This window comes from Mycobacterium sp. MMS18-G62 (assembly GCF_053877835.1).
Map to the genome: position 1 here is coordinate 4826763 of NZ_CM132662.1, position 23419 is coordinate 4850181.

19 protein-coding genes and 3 pseudogenes are annotated in these 23419 nt (G+C 63.9%); 14 read left to right on the forward strand and 8 right to left on the reverse strand.

Annotated elements, in window-relative coordinates; genetic code table 11:
- Nucleotides 1–921, reverse strand: a complete 921-nt coding sequence (locus tag ACWW36_RS23970) for an RNA polymerase sigma-70 factor (RefSeq protein WP_456138439.1) — start codon at nt 919–921, stop codon at nt 1–3.
- Complete coding sequence (locus ACWW36_RS23975; RefSeq protein WP_456138440.1) at nt 891–2051, reverse strand: NAD(P)/FAD-dependent oxidoreductase; 1161 nt, start codon at nt 2049–2051, stop codon at nt 891–893. Before ACWW36_RS23975 ends, ACWW36_RS23970 begins: the two co-directional genes overlap by 31 nt.
- 141 nt (nt 2052–2192) lie before the next feature.
- Between ACWW36_RS23975 and ACWW36_RS23980 the strand changes: the two genes are divergently transcribed.
- The 5 genes from ACWW36_RS23980 (at nt 2193) to ACWW36_RS24000 (ending at nt 6603) form a co-directional block, all read left to right on the forward strand.
- Nucleotides 2193–3158 (forward strand): substrate-binding domain-containing protein, encoded by a 966-nt coding sequence (locus tag ACWW36_RS23980; RefSeq protein ID WP_456138441.1) that lies wholly within the window; start codon nt 2193–2195, stop codon nt 3156–3158.
- 7 nt (nt 3159–3165) lie between these two features.
- Complete coding sequence (locus tag ACWW36_RS23985) at nt 3166–4260, forward strand: CapA family protein (RefSeq protein WP_456138442.1); 1095 nt, start codon at nt 3166–3168, stop codon at nt 4258–4260.
- A gap of 173 nt (nt 4261–4433) precedes the next feature.
- Nucleotides 4434–5018, forward strand: a complete 585-nt coding sequence (locus ACWW36_RS23990) for a TetR/AcrR family transcriptional regulator (protein ID WP_456138443.1) — start codon at nt 4434–4436, stop codon at nt 5016–5018.
- 33 nt (nt 5019–5051) lie between these two features.
- Complete coding sequence (locus tag ACWW36_RS23995) at nt 5052–5753, forward strand: SDR family NAD(P)-dependent oxidoreductase (protein WP_456138444.1); 702 nt, start codon at nt 5052–5054, stop codon at nt 5751–5753.
- A 28-nt stretch (nt 5754–5781) separates the two neighbouring features.
- Complete coding sequence (locus tag ACWW36_RS24000) at nt 5782–6603, forward strand: acyl-CoA thioesterase domain-containing protein (RefSeq protein ID WP_456138445.1); 822 nt, start codon at nt 5782–5784, stop codon at nt 6601–6603.
- A gap of 3 nt (nt 6604–6606) precedes the next feature.
- Here ACWW36_RS24000 and upp read toward each other — a convergent pair whose 3' ends face one another.
- From upp to ACWW36_RS24030, 6 genes and pseudogenes are all read right to left on the reverse strand, one after another.
- On the reverse strand, nt 6607–7236 hold the full coding sequence (gene upp / locus ACWW36_RS24005) for a uracil phosphoribosyltransferase (protein WP_456138446.1): 630 nt from the start codon (nt 7234–7236) through the stop codon (nt 6607–6609).
- A 17-nt stretch (nt 7237–7253) separates the two neighbouring features.
- Nucleotides 7254–8498, reverse strand: coding sequence for a URC4/urg3 family protein (locus ACWW36_RS24010; RefSeq protein WP_456138447.1), 1245 nt, complete (start codon nt 8496–8498; stop codon nt 7254–7256).
- The gene (locus ACWW36_RS24015; RefSeq protein ID WP_456138448.1) at nt 8495–9769 is read right to left on the reverse strand and encodes a GTP cyclohydrolase II; all 1275 of its coding nucleotides are present in this window, start codon (nt 9767–9769) and stop codon (nt 8495–8497) included. Before ACWW36_RS24015 ends, ACWW36_RS24010 begins: the two co-directional genes overlap by 4 nt.
- A gap of 238 nt (nt 9770–10007) precedes the next feature.
- Complete coding sequence (locus tag ACWW36_RS24020; protein WP_456138449.1) at nt 10008–10772, reverse strand: hypothetical protein; 765 nt, start codon at nt 10770–10772, stop codon at nt 10008–10010.
- 222 nt (nt 10773–10994) lie between these two features.
- Entirely contained in the window at nt 10995–11231 is a 237-nt protein-coding gene (locus ACWW36_RS24025) for a hypothetical protein (RefSeq protein WP_456138450.1), read from the reverse strand.
- Between the two features lie 803 nt (nt 11232–12034).
- Nucleotides 12035–12274 (reverse strand): annotated as a pseudogene (locus tag ACWW36_RS24030) (DivIVA domain-containing protein); the annotation flags it as partial.
- Nucleotides 12275–12790: 516 nt separating this feature from the next.
- Between ACWW36_RS24030 and ACWW36_RS24035 the strand changes: the two are divergent.
- From ACWW36_RS24035 to ACWW36_RS24075, 9 genes and pseudogenes are all read left to right on the forward strand, one after another.
- A complete protein-coding gene (locus ACWW36_RS24035; RefSeq protein ID WP_456138451.1) occupies nt 12791–13732 on the forward strand; it encodes a cupin-like domain-containing protein in 942 nt (313 codons plus the stop codon).
- On the forward strand, nt 13732–14307 hold the full coding sequence (locus ACWW36_RS24040) for a hypothetical protein (protein ID WP_456138452.1): 576 nt from the start codon (nt 13732–13734) through the stop codon (nt 14305–14307). Before ACWW36_RS24035 ends, ACWW36_RS24040 begins: the two co-directional genes overlap by 1 nt.
- Before the next feature lie 3 nt (nt 14308–14310).
- The gene (locus tag ACWW36_RS24045) at nt 14311–15117 is read left to right on the forward strand and encodes a hypothetical protein (protein ID WP_456138453.1); all 807 of its coding nucleotides are present in this window, start codon (nt 14311–14313) and stop codon (nt 15115–15117) included.
- 27 nt (nt 15118–15144) lie between these two features.
- A complete protein-coding gene (locus ACWW36_RS24050; RefSeq protein ID WP_456138454.1) occupies nt 15145–16296 on the forward strand; it encodes a hypothetical protein in 1152 nt (383 codons plus the stop codon).
- A 2082-nt stretch (nt 16297–18378) separates the two neighbouring features.
- Nucleotides 18379–19641 carry a hypothetical protein gene (locus tag ACWW36_RS24055; protein WP_456138455.1) on the forward strand — a complete coding sequence of 421 codons (1263 nt, stop codon included), beginning with the start codon at nt 18379–18381 and terminating at the stop codon, nt 19639–19641.
- Between the two features lie 690 nt (nt 19642–20331).
- Complete coding sequence (locus tag ACWW36_RS24060; protein ID WP_456138456.1) at nt 20332–21012, forward strand: DUF3887 domain-containing protein; 681 nt, start codon at nt 20332–20334, stop codon at nt 21010–21012.
- A 257-nt stretch (nt 21013–21269) separates the two neighbouring features.
- Nucleotides 21270–22166: an aminoglycoside phosphotransferase family protein gene (locus ACWW36_RS24065; protein ID WP_456142607.1), complete on the forward strand. Its 897-nt coding sequence runs from the start codon at nt 21270–21272 to the stop codon at nt 22164–22166.
- 56 nt (nt 22167–22222) lie between these two features.
- Nucleotides 22223–22744, forward strand: a pseudogene (locus ACWW36_RS24070) (peroxiredoxin); the annotation flags it as partial.
- A 126-nt stretch (nt 22745–22870) separates the two neighbouring features.
- A pseudogene (locus ACWW36_RS24075) lies at nt 22871–23206 on the forward strand (DUF742 domain-containing protein); the annotation flags it as partial.
- Nucleotides 23207–23419 lie beyond the last annotated feature (213 nt).

Below are 23419 nucleotides of genomic sequence, written 5' to 3' on the forward strand. Positions count from 1 at the left end.
TCAGATTCGCTTCACGCCGTCGGCGACCGCATGCAGCTTGTCGGGGTTGGCGACATTGTGGACGGTGACGATGTGGCCGTCGGCGTCCAGATCGACGGTGATGGTGGCGATGACGCGGCCCGCTCCGCTCATCACGATGCCCGGGCCGCCGTTGATCTCGACGAGTTCGGCTGTCATATCGGCGATTTCGACGCCCTCATAGGGGCGCTTGATCGTGCCTGCGATCCAGCGGGCGACGTTGACCGCCCCGATGATCGGGCGCATGGCCTGGCGGACCTTGCCGCCGCCGTCGGTCCACAACGCCACCTCCGGGGCCAGCAACTCCATCAGTTCGTTGATGTCGCCGCCCGTGACCGCCGCGAAAAACCGCTCGGTGGCTTCCCGCTTCTTGGTCCGGTCCGCTTCGAATCGGGGACGGCGGGCCTGGACGTGTTCTCGAGCGCGGTGTGCTGCCTGACGCACCGCCGCCTCGGATCTCTCGACGGCGTCGGCGATTTCGGCGTAGCTGAAGTCGAAAACCTCCTTCAGCACGAACACCGCGCGCTCGAGCGGGCTGAGGGTCTCCAGCACGACGAGCATCGCCATCGACACCGATTCGGCGGTGGCGATGTCGTCGACGGCGTCGCTTTGAGTCAGGATCGGCTCCGGAAGCCATGGCCCGACATAGGTTTCGCGTTGCCGTCGGGTCGAGCGCAGCCGTTCCATCGACAGGTTCGACACGATCCGGGCGAGATAGGCCTTCGAATCGGAGACCTGTGAGCGGTCGTCCGCCGACCACTTGAACCATGCGTCCTGGACCACATCCTCGGCGTCCGCGGCGGAGCCGAGGATCCGATAGGCGATCGAGAACAACAGGTTCCGGTGATCGGCGAACGTCTGCTGGTCGGCATTCATCGCGTCGACCGGCCGCCCCGGCGCCATGTCGCGGCACCCAGCGCAGGCAACGCCTTGATCAGGCGGTAGGTCGTCCACGGACTGGCGCTCACCGTCTCTTTGTACGCGACGGCGAGACTGCCGGCCAAGTAGAACCGACCGGGACTGTCGTCGGCGTGGGTGAACTGGATGACGGCGTCGTTGCGGCCCAAGCTGACCGGCTGGTGTACGTAACCGAAGCGGAAGTTCTTGGGTTGCTTGCCCTTCAGCTCCCGCACGATTGACGACGCGGCATGCATGGCGGTCGGAATGCCGCTCTGGCAGGTGCCGTGCATGACGCCATAGCCCTGCCGGATTGCGGCCGCATCGCCGACGGCATAGACGCTTGCATGCGAGACGGAACGCAGTGACTCGTCGGTGACAATCCGGCCGCGCTCGTCGACCTCCAACCCGGCGGCCGCGGCGATAGGCGAGACCCGCACGCCCGTAGTCCACAAGACCGCCTGCGCCGCGACCACCTCACCGTCGCCCAGAGCCACACCGTCGGACATCACCTTGACGATGTCGACGCCCGACCGCACCTGAACACCCAGGCGCTCCAGGCCGGCGTGCAGCCGCGCCCGCGCTTTGTCGCCCATCATCGCTCCGGGCACGTGCCTACTGAGCAGCACGACATCCAGCTCGGGATGCTGCTCGGCGATCTCGGCCGCCGACTCGATTCCGGTGAGCCCGCCACCGGCCACGACGACAGTGCCGTCGGCCATCCGGTCGAGATGCTGGGCGAGCAGCATCGCGTCCTGCGCGCTGTTGAGGGTGTAAGCGAATTCGTCGACGCCGGGCACCACCTCGGTGTCGGCGACGCTGCCCAGCGCGTAGACCAGCGTGTCGTAACGCAGCGTGTACGCGTCGTCGATCCGCACGGTCTTTGCGTTCGCGTCGATGCCGGTCACCCAGCCCTGGACGAAGTCCACGCCGGTGCCGGCGAGCTGATCAGGAATTTGAAGATCGGCCAGGGTCTGGCCCGAGGCGATCTGGTGCAGCCGCAGCCGCTCAGTGAAGCGGCTCTGCGGGTTGACCAGGGTGATGTGGACGTCGTCACGACCCTTGAGGCGGCCGGCCAGCCCCGTAGTGGCGGCCATACCGGTGTATCCCGCGCCGAGAATCAAGATCTCGTTCATCGTTCTGCCCTTTCGTTCTGCGGTGGATACACCCAAGACGCATGCAGGGCCCCGATTTGTGACATCCCGAACTTTGACCTTGCTTACCTGGGATTATGGAGATCGGACCACTTCGTCTCGGACGTCCGCTGGGGGGTCGTCATGAAGTTTCAACCGATCTGCTGCGCAGTGATTGCGATGACGGTGGCCGCGTGCTCGGGGGGAGGGGGAGGCACCACCTCGACCAAGACGACGGCGGCCGGCGTGCCGCGACCGACGATCGCGTTGGTCACGCATCAGGCGCCGGGCGACACGTTCTGGGATCTTGTCCGCAGAGGTGCCGAAGCCGCGGCGGCCAAGGACAACATCGACCTGCAGTACTCCCACGACCCCGACGCTGCCCGTCAAGCCGACCTCGTCCGCGCCGCGGTGAACACCAAGGTGGCCGGCATCGCCGTCACCCTCGCGAAACCGGAGGTGATGGCACCCGCCGTGCAGGCCGCTGTTGCCGCGGGAATCCCTGTCGTCGCGCTGAATTCGGGGATTGCGGACTGGCAGGCCATGGGTGCGCTGGAGTACTTCGGCCAGGACGAAACGATCGCCGGGCAAGCCGCGGGCGAGCGCTTCACACATGAGGGCGCCAAGGACACGTTGTGCATAATCCACGAGCCAGGTCATGTCGCCCTTGAATCACGATGCGCGGGACTGGCCAAGGGCTTCAACGGCAAGACGCAGAATCTGTACGTCGACGGTGTGGACAGGTCGATGGTCAAACGCGCCGTCATCGCCAAGCTTCAGGAGGACTTCGGCATCGACCGTATCCTCGCGCTCGGCGCGCCGGTTGCGCTGGCTGCGTTGGAAGCGGTCGGTGAAGCCAACAGCTATGCGCGGGTTGCCACATTCGACACGAACTCCGCAATCGTCGGTGCGATCAAGAACGGGACCGTGGAGTGGGCGATCGACCAGCAGCCGTTCCTGCAGGGTTATCTGGCGGTCGACTCGCTGTGGCTGTACTTGACCAACAAGGACGTGATCGGTGGTGGACTACCGACATTGACCGGCCCATCGTTTGTAGACCAAACCAACATCGAATCGGTCGCCGAACGGGCCGAGGCCGGTACCCGATGACCATGCCGTGACGACCGTCTTTCTCACCGGCGACGTGATGACCGGGCGGGCGATCGATCAACTGCTGCCACATCCCGGCGATCCGGCACTGCGCGAACCCGTTGTCCGCGATGCCCGGACCTACATCCGGCTTGCCGAGCAGACCAACGGCGACATACCCGCCCCGATCGAATTCACTTGGCCCTGGGGCGAAGCGCTGACGATGCCCGACGAGTTCGCCACCGATGTCCGATTGATCAATCTGGAAACCAGCATCACCTGCAGAGGCGCGTTCGTGCCAAACAAGCAGGTGCACTACCGGATGCATCCAGACAATGCCGGATGCCTGACCGCCATCCGTCCCGACGCGTGCGCGCTCGCCAACAACCACGTCCTCGACTTCGGGTACGACGGGCTTGCTGACACGCTGCGCGCGCTGGATGACTGCGGAATCAACGGTGCGGGAGCAGGTTTGGACGTCGGAGAGGCGGAGCGACCCGTGGTGGCGAAGGTGCCCCACGGCGGCCGAGTGGTGATCGCTTCCTGCGGCATGGCGTCCAGCGGCATCCCGCACAGCTGGGCAGCGACCACCGACCGTCCGGGTGTGGCGTTCGTCCCCGACATGAGCGACCGCAACGCCGACCGCGTGGCCGATCGTGTGCTAGCCGTGAAGAGACCAGGCGACATCACGATCGTCTCGCTGCACTGGGGCTCGAATTGGGGCTACGACGTTGACCCGGCTCAGATCCGCTTCGCCCATCGCATCGTCGACGCGGGTGTCGACGTCGTCCACGGCCACTCGTCACATCATCCGCGGCCGATCGAGGTCTACCGCGGCAAGCTCATCCTCTACGGATGTGGTGACACCATCGACGACTACGAAGGCATCCGAACCTACGAATCATTCCGGCACGAGCTGCGCTTGCTGTACTTTCCGCTCATTGACTTCACCGGCAGGCTGTGCGCGTTGCGGATGATGCCGATGCGGATGCGCAGAATGCGGCTCGAACGCGTGCCCGACGAGGACGCCGAATGGTTGCGCAGCACCGTCGAGCGGGCGAGTAAGCGCTTCGGCACCCGTATCGAGCGAACAGGGGACGGGGTCCTTACGGTCGGAGCGTGAACGCGAGATGCAACTCGGTCAGCCCGCGAAGGATGAATGTCGGAACGTATTGGTAATGACGGTCATCTACGTCATCCATCGCGTTCCCCTTGCCGATCGGCTAGCCAGTTCCTAGTCGATCGTATAGTATTTTCTTTACGATCGTAAAGTCGACCGGAGAGCGAGGAGCAGGCATGAGGGCTGCCGCGCTGGAGACAAACCGCGCGACGAATACGCGCCAGCGCCTGATCGACGTCGCGGTGGACCTGTTCACCCGGCACAGCTTCGCCGGCACGTCGTTGCAGATGATCGCCGACGAACTGGGCTTCACGAAGGCCGCGATCTACCACCATTTCCGCACCCGGGAACAGCTGCTGGCAGCCGTGCTCGAGCCGATCCTCGGCGAGTTGAGGGTTCTTGTCGAGGCCGCCGAGACGCGCCGCACCGCCCATGCGCGGGCCGAACACATGCTCAGCGGCTACGCGGCGCTGGCAGTGCGCAATCGCGGGCTCGTTGCGGTCCTCGCCGCCGATCCAAGCGTGGCCACCGCGCTGCACGAGCGGCCCGAATGGAGGGACCTGATCACACGACAGTTGGCGCTACTGGCCGACGTCGAGCCTGGACCGGTCGGGCAAGTGAAGGCCTCGATGGTGTACGCCGGGATGGCCGGAGCAGCGGGACCGGCGTCGAGCAATCTCGACGATGACGTGCTGCGGGACGTCTTGGTCGAGGTCGGCAGGCGCGTCCTAGGCCTGCGTACCCCGCGACGCTCCGCCTAGTCCTCAAAAACATTGGCAAGAAAGGAAAATTCTATGAAAACGGCTGTCGTCACTGGAGGCGGCTCGGGAATCGGACACGCGATCGCCGATCGTCTGCGTGCAGACGGCTATCACGTCGCCACGATCGACCTGAATCCGGCCGATGACGAGTTCGCACACACGGCGGACGTGACCGATCGGGCGCAGATCGATGCCGCACTTGCCGCTATCCGCACGCAGTTGGGTCCGGTGACGATCCTGGTCAACGCCGCCGGCCTTGACGGGTTCAAGAAGTTCAGGGACATCACGTTCGAGGAATGGCAACGCGTGGTCGACGTCAACCTCAACGGCGTCTTCCATTGCATCCAGGCCGTGCTGCCCGACATGGTCGAGGTCGGCTGGGGGCGCATCGTCAACATCTCCTCGTCGAGCACGCATTCGGGGACGCCGTACATGTCGCACTACGTGGCGGCCAAATCCGCGGTGAACGGCCTGACCAAGTCGCTGGCGCTCGAGTACGGACCAGCAGGCATCACCGTCAACGCCGTGCCGCCTGGCTTCATCGATACACCGATGTTGCGCAAAGCCGAGTCCCTCGGCCGCCTCGGCAATATCCAGGACACCATCGACCGGACACCGGTGCGCCGCATCGGCAAGCCCGAAGACATCGCCGCCGCATGCGCATTCCTCATCTCGGAGGAAGCCGGGTACATCACCGGCCAGATCCTGGGCGTGAACGGCGGCCGCAACACGTAAGTTAGCGACGCTATGCGACCATGATCGGATGTCGACGGAACCGGCGCACTTCACGCTGACCGAAGGCGGCGCGTTCATCCCGACGCCTTTCGCTCAGAGCCGTTGGGGCGATGACCATCTCAATGGTCCCGCCGTCGTCGGGCTGGCGGCGCGGGCACTGGAGAACCACAGCGGATCGCCCGAGTTCATGCCGACCCGCCTCACAGTTGACCTGTTCCGGGCGGCGCGCAACACGACGACGACGGTCGGCGTGCGGGTGGTGCGTGATGGGCGCCGGGTACGCAGTTCGGAGTGCGACGTCATGCAGGACGGCCGCGCCGTTGCGCGCGCGACCCTGGTGCAGTACCGGCGTTCATCCGCACCGCCTGGCCAGTTGTGGACATCCGATGCCTCATTCGGGGACATGCCGGAGCCCGACGACACGGTGTTCCCGTACGTCAGCAGCGACGAGGTCGGCTGGACCCGCTCACCCGGCGCTCACCAGAATGACTCGCGCAAGCGGTTTTACAATGATTCGGTCGCAGTGGTTGCGGGGGAGAAGAACTCCCCTTTCGTCCGAGCTGTGATGATCGCCGAGGCGACCAGCCTGGTGACGAATTTGGGAACCGAGGGCATCGGCTACATCAACGGTGACCTGACGGTGGGCTTGTCGCGTCTGCCGGTTGACGAGTGGATCGGTATCCAGGGCGACTCGCATTGGGCGTCCGAGGGCGTCGCGGTCGGAACGGCAACGCTGTTCGATCATCAGGGTGCCTTCGGCTCCGGCATGGTCACCGCTGTAGCCAATCCCGCGGCACAGATTGACTTTTCGGCCGGCGCCTTTCCGTTGAAGGGCATCAACTACGAGTAGGTGCTACTTGGTCCCGAAGATGCGGTCGCCGGCATCGCCGAGGCCGGGCACGATGTAGCCGTGGTCGTCGAGTTGGCGATCGATAGCGGAGGTGTAAATCGGTACGTCAGGATGCGCCGTCTGCATGGCCTCGATGCCCTCGGGACATGTCAGCAGGCAGACGAACTTGATGGACTTGGGGCCGAATTCCTTCAACCGGTCGACCGCGGCGACGGCGGAGTGGCCCGTAGCCAACATCGGGTCGACGACAACGACGTCGCGCTCGTGCAGTTCACCGGGCATCTTGAAGTAATACTCCACGGCGACCAGCGTTTTCGGATCGCGATACAAGCCGATATGGCCAACGCGGGCACCGGGTACCACGGTGAGCATGCCGTCCAGAATGCCGGTGCCTGCCCGCAGGATCGAGACGAACACAAGCTTCTTCCCGTCGATGACGTTGCCGGTTGTTGTTTCCAACGGCGTCTCGATGTCGATCTCGTGCATCGGCATGTCGCGCAGCACCTCGTATGCCATCAATGCGGAGATCTCGTGCAGCAGTTGGCGAAAGGTGTAGGTTGACGCCTCTTTTCGACGCATCAGCGTCAGCTTGTGCTGTACCAGCGGGTGGTCGATCAGATGTACGTCGCCCATGGTGTGCAAGCCCTCTTTCAGAACACAGTGCCGTCGCTGAGGATGGTCAACGGCGGCAATCCATCGCGCAGGCGCTGAGCCAGCGCACGTCCGGCAGCCCAGGTACCGCCCTCCAGAATGCGGGGCAGCGAAAGCTGTTCTGCGCCAAGCTGAGTGCGCACCAGCGGCGCGAGTTCATCGAGAAGTGCCACGGTCAGGGCTCGCCACTCCACCACGAGCTCGTCGCCGACCGCCCAGGTGCCGGCCGCCCACTCGGGGTCACGTAGGCGTAGCACCCCGGTGTCGAGAAGCAGTCCGCCGTTACGGTATTCGGGCAATCCGGTCAGCGTGTCGATGCCCGTCACCGGGACACCTGCCCAGCCAAAGGGCTCTAGTAGCGAATACGTCAACCACTGCGACAGCTTGTGAAACGGCATCCATGACCGGGTGAGACCCGGCCCCTGCACGGCCGCGTGGCGCCAGCAGTCACCGAGGGGCTGGGCGTCGATCACATTGTCGGACAGCCAGATTCCGGACAGCGAGGTCAATATCTGCGACAAGATCGCCTCGGCGGTAACCGAGCGACGCGACGCGGTCAGGGTGTCGAAAAGGCCGCCTGGACGGCCCTGCGTGCCGAACACCGCGGGCTGTGCCGCCAGGGCGTCGCTCAAGCGCCGCAGCAGCGATACACGGCCTTCCAGGCCGACGAGCGGATTGGACGGTCCGGCCTGGAAGGCGTCGGCCAGCTGTGCAGTGGTGAATTGACCCAGTGCCGTGGCGTCGACCTGCAGCGGATTCGCGAGGTCGCTGGAGAACAGCCCATCCAAGAATGCGTGCCAGCTGGCCACGGCCAGGCCCTCGGAGCGCGTGAACCGTTGCCCGGTGGCGGCCTCGTCGTAATGCCAGCCCGGTCCGGCCCCCGCGTCGAGCAATACGCTGATCACGGTCAGGTCCATCATCGCGCGGGCCTGTGCAGGGGTATCGAGCGCGGACAGGCCAGCATCCAAGTCCGCCTTGCGATCCACCCCGCCAGCCTCGAAATGCCGCCACCTGCTGTGGAACGGGATGTCGAGGCCCGGATATCGACGAAGCGTCACGCCGGCGACCTCTGCGGCCGCGGCCTCCAGTGCGTCGTCGTGCACACTGAACCAGCGAGAGTCGCCGGCACGCGCCCGATGCAGGAGCTGCCCGGCGCGTTCCCTGACCGCGGTCGTGGTGCGCAGGGCCGCTGCGGCGCCGTCGGGCCGAGAGGTGTCCACGTCGGGGCTGACGCCGACACTCATGGGTGCAGTCCCCGGCCTTTGGCTTTCTGCAATTCGTCGACGCCGGGAACCGGTCCCGTGGTGAAGTAGCCGGCCGCCATCTTCGCGTCGATCTCCACCCGCGCATCGGCAGGAATGAGGTCGTCCGGGATGTCGACGCGTTCACCGACCTCGATACCCGCGCCGGTGATGGCGTCGTACTTCATGTTGCTCATCGAGACCAGGCGGTGGATCTTCGTGATGCCCAACCAGTGCAGGACGTCGGGCATGAGTTCCTGAAAGCGCATGTCCTGCACGCCTGCGACGCACTCCGTGCGGGCGAAGTACTGGTCGGCGGTGTCGCCGCCCACCTGGCGTTTGCGCGCGTTGTAAACCAGGAACTTGGTCACCTCGCCAAGAGCGCGACCCTCCTTGCGGGAGTAGGCGACCAGGCCTACGCCGCCGCGCTGCGCGCCCCGGATGCATTCCTCGATGGCATGGGCGAGGTACGGCCGGCAGGTGCAGATGTCGGAGCCGAACACGTCGGAGCCGTTGCACTCGTCGTGCACACGTGCGGTCAGCTCGACCTTTGGATCGGCGAGATCGCGGGGATTGCCGAAGATGTAGATCGTCTGCCCGCCGATCGGCGGCAGGAACACTTCGAGGTCCGAGCGCGTCACAAGCTCGGGGTACATGCCGCCGGTCTCCTCGAACAGCACACGACGCAGATCCGCCTCGCTGCAGCCGAATCGCTGAGCGACGCCCGGCAGGTGCCAGACGGGTTCGATCGCCGCCTTCGTGACCAGCGCCGCACCGCTGGGCATCAGGATGCTGCCGTCGGGGTGAAGGCGGCCTTTCTGTATGGCGTCGTTGATCTCCGGCACGATCACGTTCGCTTTGGTGACAGCGATCGTGGGACGGATGTCGAAGCCTGCGGCCAGCTCGGCCGAGAAGGCGTCGGCCACCATGGCACCCCACGGGTCGAGGCTCACGATCGTGGCCGGATCGCCCCACTGGGCGTAGGGGCCGATGACGTCGGTGGGTGCGGTGTTCGTCAGGTCGGCTTTGTGCTGACGGGACAGCGCACCGGCTGCGACGGCCAGTGCCCGGTAGACGCTGTAGGACCCGCTGTGGGTGCCGATGACATTGCGGTGGGCGCGCGTGCTGGTCGTTCCGATCACCGGCCCACGGTCTGCCGCGGTGGGCGCGCCCCACCGGATGGGCGGAGCGCCGATCCCACCCGTGTGCGAGGTCAGGCGAATATGGCCGCTGGCGGGTTTGGGTAGCGGCGCGGCGCCGGCGTCAGCGGTCATGGTCGCTCCTTCGTGAAGAAGGCCCGGTGGCTGGCGGCCATCGGAAAGCCGCCAGCATAGCGACTCTGCAGCAATGATGTCGGCAGTCGCGAACGCTGGTCCTGGGCATGTCGAGGAATGCTGACGAAAAGACATCCCGCGAAATGCGTCCGTGAGTCGAAAACCCAAGCGGCACAACGCTGTCGGTGACGGTGACAGTTTCCGGTGGTGCCGCGGGAGGAGCAATGAACAGCCCCGGTCACCACCCCCAGCCGCCGCCCCTTCGTCCGTCGCCGGGGGTGGCGGAGTTATGTCCGGGTGCCGGCCGCGGGGGTGGCGCGACGCTGATGGGCGCCCGCGTCACGTCGATCTGGGGTGGCTTCTGCGACGACGGCGCGGACGGTTCCCATTGGCTGCCGCCGGTGTAGACGGGTGGGCTGGCCGGCTCCGCCGGCGGGGGCGGCGGTGGAGGTGGCGGCGGGGGTGGGGGTGGGGCAGGGGGTGTGGACTCCACGTGGGTCAGCGTCGGCTGGGCGCTGGAAGGCGACGGCGCGGCGCTGGTAGAAGCGTCGGGGACCACGGTCGTGGTTTCCTCAGAGGCCCCACCAGGCATACGGACTATCAGCAGGCCGACCGCTGCGACGGCGGCGACGGCCGCGGGGACGATCAGCGCCTTCTTGGTGCGGTACCACGGCGGCGTAGGCGGCTTGAAGCTCAGTGAGCGGAAACTGTCCGCAAAATCGGAGCCAATCGGCCGAGGCCGGAAGACCGGAGGTGGGATCGAGGGGTCGTCAGCCCTGACGCGTTCCCGCGACTGGTCCTCGAGAGCCTCGGGCTGATCATCCAGATAGTTGGGCTGATCCTCCAGCAGGTCAGGTTCGTCGACCAGGTGGTCGTGAATGTCAGCCACGGGGATCGGCTCGGTACCCGGATCGTGGTCGTGCCCGTACCAGCCGTCGCCGTAATCAGGCTCGGCTTGCAGGTAATCGAAGTCCACATCGCTGCGGACCCCGCGCTCGGTCACGTGTCGATGCTAGCGCGCCGACATCGCCGCCACATGACCGCGCGCGATCGGATGGAGGCCCCGCCTTCGCCTGTGTGCGCTGGTAGAAGGCGTCAATGCACTGCGAGCCGAGACGGAAGACGCAGCGCGGGAACGACATTCACCATTAGCGGAAAGGGAGGCACCCAAGGAGCCAATCGTCACTGTGACGTTTTGCATTCAGCCGGGGCCGACTGGTTTGCCTTATAGCGGGCAGACTTGCTTGATCCAGTTTTCGATGGCGTTGTTGTACTTGTCGTAATCGGGGTCGTCGAACTGCGCGCCACCCGTGCCGACGAAATGCTCAACCGCCTCTTTGACCGCCGCGGGGAGGTCGTATTTCTCGAAAGTATCGCCGGCCTTGCGCGCGGCATCGGCGTCGGTTGCAGTCGCCAGATCGAGGTTCGCCTGCGTGATTTCGACGCACGCGCTTCCGTCCAACGGCTGGCCAGCCTCCTCTGTCTCGGACGCGCTCGTCTGAGTCGATGGCGAAGGTGTCGACACGCTCGGCTTGGACGATGCCGGGGACGGGACGGTCGGCTTGGTAGTCGTGCATCCCGACACGACCAAGGCGACGGATGTGATTGCAACCGCCATCATTCGATACATAGAGATAGACCTCCCACACAATCGCGTCATCAGCGCGCCCTAACCGGCGCGCGCCAAGCTAGCAACGCGGGTTTGGAATCTGATTGGAGTGGTCGACCCGCCTACCGATGTCTCGCGTGTCGTTCCCGCCGGGAAGCCCGGGATGGACGCTGGGGGAGCACGGCCCAGAGCACTACAGCGAGGACAAGGCTTCCCAGAAGAAGGTCCGGCACAGGCAATCGCAGCGAGTTCGTGTACGCCTGGTCGCCGTGCACGCGGACGTCCACGGTCTGCGTAATCATCGGCGATGGCCGCTTCGTCACGCCGTGGACGGTCACTATCTGTTCGGTTCCATCAGCCAGCCGTCCGGCGCAATCGTATGTGCTGAACAGCAAGGAAAGGTTGCTGTGTGTAGGAGATGGGTGCGTGGTGCGCCAGCACTGCAGCAGTTCGACGCGGGCGTGGCCGCCGGAATGCTGCGCCCACAGGTTGTGCACCCCTAACCCGATCAGCCACACAGACAGAACGGCAAAGAACAAAGCTGCCACCATACGGCCGACGCTGGCGAATGGCTGGCGTTCCGTGCGCTGAGGCGGTGGTCCAGGGGCCGGCGGAAAGGCTTCTTGCCGAGAGCCCTGGTCTGCGCCGCCCGCGCGGCGTGTCATTTCCTGCTCGACGAGGTCGAGAAACGCGTCAACCTCGTCCTCGTTATAGCCGCGTTTTCCGATCGGCGGCTTCGAGAAAGCCACGTTGCGGACTTGCTCTGGGGTGAGAGTGCGTCCCGTTGCGTCCCGGCGCGCCGCTTCAACGAGGTCGAGAAACGCGTCAACTTCGTCTTCGTTGTAGCCGCGTTTTCCACGAGGGGGTTTCGAAAAAGCCGTGCCCCGGACCTGCGCGCGATCGACAACGGGATGTTCAACCGGGGAGGACTGCTCGGCGCGGTTCTCCGGATCGTCCTGATCCATCGGCAAATCGTCCCACCCCGCACGCCGCGGCACGCCGAGATTGACAGGCTTAGCCGTCGAGATTGCCAGCTAATTCGCAGCACTCTCACAGACTGTGCGCTCTTGCGTCTCTGATGTGCTGGAACACGTGATCCGGGGCTAGGCGGATCGATCGCCCGCGTCATGGCGACACTTTCCGGATCAGAGCGTTGTCAAGCGACGCCGAAACCCAACCTGTCCAGGCGGACGTCCAACAGTATTGGACCACAACATAATTCGATACGGCGTAGAGCATCGCCGATGCTTGAGAGAACGGAGTGGCGAATCGCCGACTAAACGGCGGGCCGTGACGAGCGAACCGTATGTTCACTTATGTTCGGTACGGCCAACGACAGTCGGTTGGCCAAGGGGCTGACGCGGTACGACATTTTCCTAGCGAATCCAAGGTGGCAGTGTCATGATCAATCGGTGATCAGCGGGGGGCAGTCGCCGCGGGCCGCGGTGCTGGACGCACCCTTCCGTCGCGTGTCCCGGGTTGCGCCGCACGAACTTCCGCGGATCGACCTCGCACGCTGGATGGAGATCGGTGAACGGGCACGGCACGAAGCGGTGCCGCTGGTGATCGCCGGGGCGGTCGCGGAGTCGACCGCGGTGCGCGAATGGTCGCCGCGGGGTTTGGCGACCCGGTTCGACACGACCGTACCGGCCGCATTGGATCTGCCAGGTGGCCGAGCACCCTACATGGATGCGGAAGCCGCCCATGGCGCACAGATTCCGTTCTCCGAGTTGATCGATCGGATAGAGCGGGGCGAAAGGTGCTACCTGGCTCAGGCATCCCTGGAACGCTTCGACGGACTCGAGGATGAACTCGACCTGTCGGCGCTCATCGCGGTTCCGCGCTACGGCGTCAATCTATGGGTCGGTGGCCAGACCCGTTCGGGACTCCATTTCGACAGCGCCGACAACGTGCTAGTTCAGATATACGGCCGCAAGCGCGCCGTCCTCGTCGCGCCGAAACACGTACGCGCGCTACGGGTCCTACGAGACGTGCCCTCTAAGAGCTCATTGTCGCCCGACGAGATCGAGTCCGAGGACGACGGCCCCCTGAGTCTGGTCGAGCGATGGCGCACGACTCTCGACCCGGGCGACGCTCTCTACATACCGCGGGGGTGGTGGCACTATCTCGCCAGCCCCGGCGCTTCGATTTCGGTCAATCACTGGCACGGAGACCACCTCTCGGCCAAGGATCACATCACCGCGTTCGTTCTCGCTGGGCCGCGCGTCTGGAGCCGGACGGCACGTGACTTCCTGTGGTGTGGCGTGCTCGGCCGTCCACACCGGCAACGCTTGTTCAGTCCACCTTCTCTGGGAATGGACTTGCATCGCCGGCTGATCCGAAGAAGTCGGTGATGAACATGGTGGGCAACGTCGCGCAGTGGATCGTCCAGATCGTGGTCATCGCCGTGTTCGCGGGCTGGCTGGTAGTGAGCGCCGCCAATCAACGCAAGAACACCCGCCGCTGGGTCAGCCGGATCACCAACGTCGACATTTGCGGTTTGGTGCCGATCTGGACCTTCTTCGCGCCGAATCCAGGTGACTCCGATACACACTTGTTGTTCCGCGACCGCGGCCACGACGGTCGAACCACCTGCTGGCGCGAGGTCAGGTTGGCCGGCCGTCGCTGGTTCTTCGATCTGTGGAGTCCGACGCGGCGGATCCACAAGGCCATCGTCGACGTCGCCTTCGACCTGTCCCGGCCGGACGACCCCGGTCCAGAAGCATCCGCGACCCCCGACGGGCCCCGGGTGGTGAACAAGCAGCGGGTGCTCAGCTTTCCGTACTTGCTGATCCTCAACTACGTCTGCAATCTGCCCGGCGACTTCGGCGCTGCGGAACGACAATTCGCCATCGCCCGCACCCCGGGCATGCACGGGCGAAGCCAGCCGCACGTCATGCTGGTTTCGGCGTTTCACCGGTTGGGCTGAACGATGACGTTGTCGTTGAACCTTCTGACCGGAATGCGGCTGGCCGCCGTCATCGCGGCGATCGGGATCGTCTGGGATACCACCGAACTGCTGGTGCACCGCGACACGTTGGGCCGCTTCTTCGAGTGGCCCGTCATCCGCAGCCGGTACTACATCCTCTTACGACACAAGACGCTTGCGGCGCTTTTCGACGTGGTGCTCACAGGACGGATATTCATCGCGTTGATCGTGGCCCACGCCATCGCCGCGGTCGCGTTCGCGGTGCTGCTGCCCGTTGGGCGGCCGTGGGTCGCCGTGCTGGCAATGCTCGTACTGGCGGGGCATTGCGCCATTCACCTGAGGCTGCTGGTCGGCATGGACGGTGCCGACCAGATGCAGTCGATCGTCTGGGCGGGTCTCGCCGTCTTCGCCCTCGACCTAGGGCCGATCGCGAACTGGGCCGCCGCGATCTTCATCGTCGCCGAGCTGCTGTTGTCGTACCTGGTGGCCGGCATCGCCAAGCTGGTCTCGCCCGCGTGGCGCAGCGGAACGGCCATCGCGCTCATCACGCGTGCAAGTACCTACAGCTCACCCGGAGTGTCCGCAGCATTGCGACCGTGGCCAGTTTCGGCCGTGATCAGCTGGGCGACCATGGGTTTCGAACTATTGGCGCCCATGCTGCTGTTCGCCGGGCACCCGGGGCTCGCGTTGTTCGTCGCGGCGGGTGTGGCTTTCCACTTCGGCATCGCCATGACGATGGGTTTGTCGACGTTCGTTTTCGCGTTCCTGGCCGCCTATCCAGTGCTCGGCGCTGTGGTGCTCTCGATATGAAACCTGTTGATGTGAAGGAGAATTGCGATGGACGATAACAGCCTGCTCTACACCCTGGTCGCCGACAAGCAACTGGACCTCGAGCTCGACAAGCGGGTCGTTCACCGATTCGCCCCGACCATCGTCGAACCAAAAGGGCTGGCTGAACTCGAAGCGCCGTTGTTCAAGGAAGGCAGCATCGTCCTCTTCATCGCCGTGCCCGACCGATCCAAAGTGGTGGCGAAATTCCTCAAGAGCGTGGCCGCGGCCGATCTCGGGGCGATAGACGAGTTCGACGCCATGATGCGCGCCGCCCAAAGCGCAGGACTCCACATGGCAAGGGACACTTCGGTGTTCGAGACCCCGCATCTCGTGGACGTGTCCTACGGCACCGAGAAGCTGGCCCGTGGCGTCGCGCCCTCGATGGTGGGTGGTGTCGCAGTGGCGATCGCGATCTGGAACGGTGGCGAATTGGACCACGCAAAGTTCAGTGTCGCCGACTACGTCACGGACGCAAAGGCCAAACCTGTGTCGGTGCACGCCGTGCTGACGCGCCCACGGCTGTCCAAGCTCGAGCAGGCTGTACTCAAGGCCGTACCCGCCGACATCGACGATCTACGTGTCGAGGGCCCGTCGCTGGCGTGGGCAGCGGTGGCCCGCGAGGGCGATCACGTGCCTGCCGACCACCGCGGGCCGGTGGTGGGCCACCAAGAGGCTCAAGGCCCCGTGCTTGGCCAGGAAGTGCAGCAGGACGCCTGGACCAACCAAGTGGAACGGATTCAGCAGCAGCAAGACAACACCCAGGTCCAACAGGAGCAGGTTCAGGTACAACAGGCAGACCATCAATATCAGGACCAATACCAAAACCAGCAAGACAACAATCAGCATGTCCAGCAGCAGCAATTGCAGGAGCAGTACTTCACCAAGGGCATGGCGCAAATTCAGCAGCAGCAGGACGGCCAGACCAGGCAAGAGCAGCAGCAAAAGGTACAGACGCGGCAGGGCAAGCAGGAGCAACAGCATCAGGGCAGCACCGAGAGCTGGCTCGACGACCGGCAAGGGGCGAGCTTGAATCCCTTCGACCGCGACGCATATCTCAACACCATTGCTGCGACCGACTTCGACGCCCTCGATACCACTCAGTCCGCGCACGCCCTGTTGCGCATCCGCAGCGAGTTCGTGCGTCGGGGAATGGGATAGTCGGGCGTCCGCAAAGTCGCTCGGAATCGCATTGGATATGTGTAAACCGGTGCAGGACAGGATTTCCCGTTGAGCATCGGAGGGGGCTTACCCTAGCCGATCTCGCCACGAAACTTTGGGCCCGAGAGGTGCCGTACGCGCGAACGACAGACATTGCGTCACTGTGACGTAACGTCAATGGCTATGCCGGACAGGCGAACTGGGGCATAGGTGGCATTATCTTCCCGCGCAGCGATTTCGGCCGGATCCACTCGGTATCCATGCAACTGATCCCGCTGACGCGTCGTCCCGGCCGGCATAGCGGCCCGCAGGCACGCGACTCGGAATGGTCATGGTCATCCGGTCGACTTGTCAATGCACCTGCACCACAAGACAATTCGTCACAGTGACGTATCACTGATGCTGCAGCGGACGGAAGGAAGGGTGGTCGGGTGCGGATACGCCGGTTGCCGGGGACACGCTCAAGGTTCCACGGCTCGAATATTCATTGAGTTGACTGAGCCGCAAGACCACACACAACAGAAGCAGCCGTCGCTGGCTTGGGCGAGTACCCGCCGGCTACGCCGGTGAGGGCGTGCCGGAATCGGACATTGCCGTGTATCGAATCAGCTTGCGCAACAATGCAGTCCACAAGTTGTGCCGATAAGCCACATTATGTCAAGTCAAGCTCGCCGTGTTCATCAGATGAATCAGCTCTCATCGCAAGCGCGCGCTCCCCCGGCATTTGAGATCCAGGGCATCCGCACCGTCGGTCCGGATCAGTGACGCCGAACCGTCAGGTCCCAAATGGTGGCCGTCAGGCGGGTTGGTCGGCTTGGTGCCGTTCGCGCAGCACCCTCAGCCCGTGGGCCGCGTAGGCAGCGATGGCGAACACTACCTCGGCCCGCGTATGGCGCAAGCACTGCTGAATGACGACCGGGCGGGCAGGCCCCTTTTTGGGCCGGCGGGAACGACAACTGCTCGTCGCCTTGTTTCAGACGAGCACAAGGACGCGGTCGCCAAGAGATTGTTCATCGAGCCGTCCACGGTGGCTACCCAGAGGGCGCGCCGTCGACTCATCGGCAGGTTGGCGTGCAGTGCCCATTCGCTGCTGACGTTTAAGTCAATTTCCGATCGCGGCCCTCGATGCGGGCGTACCTGCTGGCTGTGATGTCCTCTCAACAGATGAATTCGCCCGCATTCGTTTACCTACCGTCTGTCAGTTGTGTTAGCTGTAAGGCGGTCGCGTCCGCCGGCGCGACCCGGTCGGCCGGAGTGGCCCAGCCGAGATGTGTAAGGACATGTGCGGTGAGAAGTGGTTGTTGCCGCCCGGTCCCGCCACGTGGTGATCATGCACACCAACTGCAAGTGCAAGGGAGAGCACTGATGAATTCAAAGCACCTTTCGCGGATCGGGGCCGTCGCCGTTTCGCTTGGTCTGGGGACGATCGTCGCCACCGGCGGTGGTGTCGGTGCCGCGTCCGCCGCACCGGCTGATTCGACCGGTTCCACCTCGAGCTCATCTTCAGGTTCCTCTGCCGCTGGCCCTTCGGTCTCGCCGGCGATATTGGGCGCCGGAGGAGCCGGGCCGGTTTCCGGCGTCACGGCCGGCAGAAGTGACCCATTCGGCGCGCTATTTAGATTCGGGGCGACCGTAATTAAAGAAGCCCTTGGACGGAAAACGCTCTTAAACCCCGTGCAAAGATTAGACGACCTAACCCCGAAGCATAAGAGCTTATTCGACTTGATCCCGAAGATCCCTGTACGGAAGAGGTAATTCACCTGGGAGCGGGATGTTTGTAGAGTCTCACGGCCGACTGCATATCTCGTGACCCACGGCAAACAAACCGCAGTCAGTGCCGCGGCAAGCTCAGCCAATCAGCATGTGTTGAGCAAATTGGTGAGATGCCCTCCGGCCCGCATCTACAGCTTCGAATTTCGCGGTTTGCCATGGGAGATTGCACGTTGTTTGGTCGCCTAATAGGTGGCAGTTCGTCGCATAAAATGTCCTCCGAAATCAATTCACTGAAACGTGTCCTATTTCAAACTTACTTTTGAATAAAGTAAGCCAGGCTGTGTCACAGCTATGTCAAAAGGAGATGTCATGCAGGTTGCTGTTCGTCCGTATCTCAACGCGGGTGTCGCCCTTGTGGGTGCAAGTGTGATCGCCGCTGCGCCAATAACGCTGCCACCGACACACATAGAAGTCCCGAAGGTCGTTTCAGCGGCAGTCGACCTGGTGGCTTCGGTAAATCCGATCGAGGCCTACGGGCTGCTGCTCAGCAACACCATCAATAACACCAGCGCCTTGGCGGGCCAGGCCTTCGCTAAAGGCGTTGCGCCGCTGCTACAGCAGTTCATCGCGAACCAGCTAACGATGTTCCAGGGCCTCGGCTCTGCATTCAACGAGGTGTTCTCCCCGTCCAATCCCTCGGGTCTGCCCGCCATACTCGGAACCGCGTTGAATCAACTTGCCTCGGGCCAAGTTCAGGCCGCGGCTGAGACGATCACCACCGGCCTCGTCCAGTCGGCTTTCCCGTTCCTGCCGCCTTTGCTGCAGCCGCTGGAGAATCTGGTCAGCGTCATCGATACACTGCCGAATATCGCCCTTATTGGCGGCATTGGGCTGATTAGCCCGCCACTCGCGCTGTTTCAAGCAGCAGGCGCAGCCGTCCAATCCATTATCACCGCCATTTCCACCGGTGATATCGGCGGAGTTATCGGCGCGATCGTGAGCGCACCCGCGGTCATGCTCGATGGCTTCATCAACGGATATGAGCCGACCCAGACTGGTGGATTGCTCACCCCCGGCCTCGGCACGCTCAGCATCCTGGTCACCATTCGGGACCTCATCGTTGAGGCGATCACCCCGACGACGACCTTGGCTGCGACGACGGCGGCGGCCCCCAAGATGGTCACGCTGGACGTCGCCACCGCCAAGACCGCCGCCGATGAAACCGGCACCACGGAGAAGACGGTAGCGGCCGAAGAGAGCACCGCAGCGACTGCGGTTACCGACGCGAAGACTGCGGCCACCGACACGGCGGCCACTGCTGCGGCCACCACACCGGCTACGGCTTCCCCCGCGGAAGCCACCGCCGCGGCGACTGCCACAAAGGTCAAGGCCGACGAGGCCAAGGCGGATACCACGACGAAGCCAGCCGACGCCGAGGCCGACGATACGGCCAAGGCGGACAACAACACTGGCAAGTCCGGTGCCGACACCAAGACCGACACCACCAAGACCGGCGGCGAGACCAAGACCGGTGGCGAGACCAAGACCGGTGCGGATGCCAAGGCCGGCGCCGACAGCAAGGCCGGCGGCTCGGGCAGCTCAAGCAGCTCTGGCAGTTCGGGCAACGAGTAACCGTCGAGGAAACGAATCGGCCCCTTCCACTTCGGAGGGGGCCGATTTGCGTGCAACGACTATTGCGGTGCGCCAACACGATCGGCGACCCGTGCTCGGGCCCGTGCCGATACACCCTGTCGCGCCAAATCGCGTTACAACATCACACGTTTCGACCGCCGTCGGGCTCGCCGCCATCACCGCCTGGCAGGTAGCGAGATAGCGGGCTTCAGCGTCTGCATCGGGGAATACCCCACGCGGGCAGGAGCTTCCACACCGCCAGCTAAGCACGCTCATGCCGCCACAGCAGAACTCCGCACCCGACCTCCAGCGCGCCGCGCCGTCACGACCGTCCATGCGGAGTTCGCCTGTCAAGCAGTTCATGCCTGTCCGAGTCGGCATGCCACGCCGATTGCACGCTTTAGCAAACAAACTCACCTTGGAGTTGTGCAGGAACGCCACTCGGTTAGGCCACAGCCATCCCCGCAATCAGTCGCTCTCCCCCGCCACGTCTCGACCGACGCGCAGTTGCGTATCGGACGAATACTGCGGAATCGAATATGCAGGGTTACCAGTAAATCTCGTCGTGGAGCCATCGGCACTCCATGGCTCTTCCCCAGCAGCCGACCAGGCCGACACATCGACCCCCAGGCGATCATGCACCGAGCACTGCATGGCCGTTATGTCATGGTGCGCAGTATCCTTCGCGCCATGTCAACGGTGATATCAGGCATCCGCGTTAAGTTCGGCAAGACTGAAGGCGATGTTCGGGTGACGCGCGGCGGAAAGCTCGTAGCGGGTGGCTTCATCGCAGGCACACTCACAGTCGAGTCAGGCGGTTATGCCTACATACTTGGCATGGTGGGCGGGCTCGTAATGGAGCCGGGGGCCAGGGCCAAACTCCCCGGAATGTGTACGGGTGACGTCTCCAACGATGGCGGGGACCTGACGATCAGCGGCACCGTCAGTGGGGCCTTGCACGGACGCTCGACCACACGGGTGAAGCCTCGAGCGAAGATCGGCCGTTACGGCGAGTCAATTGATCTTCAAACAGCAGAAGTTCCACTTCCTGAGGCCGCCGAGCTGGCCAGGACGGTCATCGACGATCTCACTCATGCCCGGTGGGCCGAGGTCCGCGCTCGCTTCGATGCCACGATGCGCGACCAGCTCAGCGAGATGGAGCTTGCCGCGCCGTGGCCTCAGATGAAACGTTTGGTCGGAAACTACAAGGGCCACGGAGACACCGACGTCACCCGCGCGGGCGACCTTACGAGAACCAACACACCATTGACCTTCGAGGCTGGTGAATTCGTCGCTCGCATCACCTTCCATGACGATCGAACGATCGCAGGCCTCTACATCCTTAATCCCGATGCGGCCAGGCGAACCTGACGCATCCGCGTCGCTAATCGCCAGCAGCGACTTTCTGTCCCACCGTGCCCCGCGACGCCTACACCTTACGAGTCGCCACGACGGTAAGGCGCACCTGTCCCGTCACGAAAAACTGTATGGACATACCCGCTGAGCTCCTGCGGGGAAGAGGTCGATGCCACTTCGACGGCTACTCGGCGACAGGCAGCATCCCGTGCGGTGGGAACGCGCGCAATTCGAGTTGTTGATAATTAGTGGCGCGTGCGCGGGCCGTGGATATGCATCCCGGCCAATTGTTGGTTTCGGCCGTTACGGTGCGGGCGCTCGTCGCCGAGCAGTTCCCTCAGTGGCAAGACCTGCGGGTCGTAGCTGTAGCGAGTGCAGGCACGGTAAACGCCATCTTCCGCATTGGCGACCAGTTCGTGGCACGCTTCCCGCTGCTGCCAGACGATGTGCTGGCCGTACGGGATCGACTACTGCGTGAGGCAGCAGCCGCCAAGGAGTTGATCGGTCAGACACCCTTCGCCACCCCGCGACCAATCGCCATCGGCGAGGCCGGCGCTGGCTATCCCCTACCATGGTCGATCAACACCTGGCTTCCAGGCGAGCCCGCCACCGCTGACAACTGCAGTGAATCCAATTCTCTCGCTATGGATCTGGGCGATTTCATCAATGCCGTGCGATCAATAGATACTCGCGGACGAACCTTCGACGGCAACGGGCGCGGCGGCCACCTGTCCTCCCACGACAATTGGATGCAGGAATGTTTGACATACTGCGAAGGCATGCTTGATGTCGCGACCCTTCGATCCATCTGGGCCGAGATGCGCGACCTCCCCCGAGGCGATGCTCCCGATGTCATGAACCACAGCGACCTCATCCCCCCAAACATTTTGGTTGCCGACGAGCGCCTTGCTGGGGTCCTTGATGTTGGAGGCCTCGGTGCCGCCGATCCCGCTCTCGACCTGGTGAGCGCCTGGCATCTCCTCGATACCGAACCTCGCGAACTGCTCCGGGATCACGTCGGTTGCGACGAAGCGGAATGGCAGCGAGGACGGGCCTGGGCCTTTCAGCAAGCTCTCGGCGCGGTCTGGTACTACGTCGACAGCAGCCCAACGATGAGCGCAGGATGCCGGCGCACCCTCGAACGCATCGCCACCGACATCTGCTCCTAACGACCGAATTATCCGAGTCGTGCGTCGCGCGGAGCTTCCCGCGTTAATCTTTGCCGATGATCGCGGGCGACAAGGCGCCTGACTTCACTCTGTACGATCACGCTGGTCGGCCTCGGACGCTGTCCGCGCTGCTTTCCCATGGGCCGGTTGTGCTGTTCTTCTTCCCGATAGCGTCCTCACCGATCTGTACAGCCCAGGCTTGTCATTTTCGGGACCTGAGTAGCGAATTCGCCGCTGTGGGCGCCCAGCGGGTCGGCATCAGCACCGACACCGTCGACAGGCAGGCCCACTTCGCCCAACAGCGCTCGTTCGACTATCCCCTTCTCTCCGACGCGGACGGCGTGGTCTCCGAGATGTTCGGGGTGCGCCGAGGCAGGTTCGCCAAGCTCCGCAAATCCGTCGTAGCGCGTGAGCCGGATCGGCGCGGGCGGCACACTCGGCGCCGTGGGCTGCTGGCACGGCTACTACCGGTCAGACGGGCCACATTCGTCATCGACACCGACCGCACCGTACTCAAGGTCGTTTCCAGCGAGCTGCGCGCATCGGTGCACGCCGACCAGACCTTGTCGTTCTTGCGGAACCACAACGTGCCGCATAGCTCGCCACATGTCCGGAACCACACCGGCGCGCATCGGCAGTCGGAGGGCAAGGGCGGACCGATCGGCGACGGGTTCACAGAACCGGAAATTGCGGACAAGCCGAGCCTGGTCCGGCCGTACACGCTGACCGCAGGCCGTACCGACCCTGGTATCGAACTGCCACTCGAGGCTTCGGTCGAAGCGCTCAACACCACAGCGAAGCCGCCGCGCTGGCCGAGAAATGATGTGCGGGGCCAGATCCTGACGTGTTGCGCGCACAGCCTCTCGGTCGCAGAGATCGCCGCTCAACTGTCCTTGCCGCTCGGTGCGACGCGGTTCCTGGTCGGCGACCTTGTGACACAGGGTTATTTGCGGGTCCACGCCACCCCCGGTGACTCGATGACAATCGATGAACGACGTGAACTGATAAGAAGGACCCTGCGCGGACTTCGAGCACTCTGAGGGGCCACGTCGACGAAGATCGTCATCTCCGGCCGGCCTGCACCGCTTCAATGCCAGGCGGGAATACGGCCAAATCGAATGCGGCGGGCTACCTAGATGAGGCATCTTTTACTCAGTACCGCAACCTTTTTCAAGAAGCGAACCGTATATGTGTTCAGGCTCAGCAAGTCTGACGCCCCCTCATGACATCGTGGGTCACGATTATGTGGCGAG

Excerpts from the sequence above, each read along its gene's own strand:
- ACWW36_RS23970 (WP_456138439.1), bottom strand. The coding sequence starts at position 921 with ATGGCGCCGGGGCGGCCGGTCGACGCGATGAATGCCGACCAGCAGACG.
- ACWW36_RS23975 (WP_456138440.1), bottom strand. The coding sequence starts at position 2,051 with ATGAACGAGATCTTGATTCTCGGCGCGGGATACACCGGTATGGCCGCC.
- ACWW36_RS23980 (WP_456138441.1), top strand. The coding sequence starts at position 2,193 with ATGAAGTTTCAACCGATCTGCTGCGCAGTGATTGCGATGACGGTGGCC.
- ACWW36_RS23990 (WP_456138443.1), top strand. The coding sequence starts at position 4,434 with ATGAGGGCTGCCGCGCTGGAGACAAACCGCGCGACGAATACGCGCCAG.
- ACWW36_RS23995 (WP_456138444.1), top strand. The coding sequence starts at position 5,052 with ATGAAAACGGCTGTCGTCACTGGAGGCGGCTCGGGAATCGGACACGCG.
- ACWW36_RS24000 (WP_456138445.1), top strand. The coding sequence starts at position 5,782 with ATGTCGACGGAACCGGCGCACTTCACGCTGACCGAAGGCGGCGCGTTC.
- upp (WP_456138446.1), bottom strand. The coding sequence starts at position 7,236 with ATGGGCGACGTACATCTGATCGACCACCCGCTGGTACAGCACAAGCTG.
- ACWW36_RS24010 (WP_456138447.1), bottom strand. The coding sequence starts at position 8,498 with ATGAGTGTCGGCGTCAGCCCCGACGTGGACACCTCTCGGCCCGACGGC.
- ACWW36_RS24015 (WP_456138448.1), bottom strand. The coding sequence starts at position 9,769 with ATGACCGCTGACGCCGGCGCCGCGCCGCTACCCAAACCCGCCAGCGGC.
- ACWW36_RS24040 (WP_456138452.1), top strand. The coding sequence starts at position 13,732 with ATGAACATGGTGGGCAACGTCGCGCAGTGGATCGTCCAGATCGTGGTC.
- ACWW36_RS24045 (WP_456138453.1), top strand. The coding sequence starts at position 14,311 with ATGACGTTGTCGTTGAACCTTCTGACCGGAATGCGGCTGGCCGCCGTC.
- ACWW36_RS24050 (WP_456138454.1), top strand. The coding sequence starts at position 15,145 with ATGGACGATAACAGCCTGCTCTACACCCTGGTCGCCGACAAGCAACTG.
- ACWW36_RS24055 (WP_456138455.1), top strand. The coding sequence starts at position 18,379 with ATGCAGGTTGCTGTTCGTCCGTATCTCAACGCGGGTGTCGCCCTTGTG.
- ACWW36_RS24060 (WP_456138456.1), top strand. The coding sequence starts at position 20,332 with ATGTCAACGGTGATATCAGGCATCCGCGTTAAGTTCGGCAAGACTGAA.
- ACWW36_RS24065 (WP_456142607.1), top strand. The coding sequence starts at position 21,270 with ATGCATCCCGGCCAATTGTTGGTTTCGGCCGTTACGGTGCGGGCGCTC.